The organism is Streptomyces hilarionis (assembly GCF_024539675.1).
GTDB lineage: Bacteria > Actinomycetota > Actinomycetes > Streptomycetales > Streptomycetaceae > Streptomyces > Streptomyces hilarionis.
In genome coordinates, this window is the sequence record NZ_JAHHIT010000533.1 from 1 (window position 1) to 358 (window position 358).

At 62.3% G+C, this 358-nt stretch carries 1 protein-coding gene; it reads right to left on the reverse strand.

Going from position 1 to position 358, the window contains the following annotated elements; genetic code table 11:
* Positions 1-340: acyl-CoA dehydrogenase family protein (locus KMS84_RS44145; RefSeq protein ID WP_256921468.1), on the reverse strand; the 340-nt coding region annotated here is incomplete at its 3' end.
* Positions 341-358: the final 18 nt, after the last annotated feature.

Consider the following 358-nt stretch of genomic DNA (forward strand, 5'->3'; position numbering starts at 1 on the left):
GGTCATGCAGGGTGTGCACCCGCGCGTTGCGCCAGTGGCGGTCGAAGTTGTGCTTCTTCAGCGTCGAACGAGTACCGCCAAGTTCGAACAGTTTGTTGCTGGCTTCTATGGCGATTTCAGTCGTCAACACCTTGGCCCGAGCCACGGCCAGAGACGCGTGGGCGACGTTGTCTTCATTCGGTGCCGGGCGTGCGGCGTCCAGGGCAAAACCGGCGCGTTGCAACAGGGCTTCGGCGGCTTCCAGGCGAATATCCAGGGCGCCGACCTGGATGATGGTCAGCGGGTCTTCACTGGCTTTTTGCACCCCTGCGTCGATCCACGGCCGGGCAAATTGCTGCACGAACTGCACAGTGTCGCG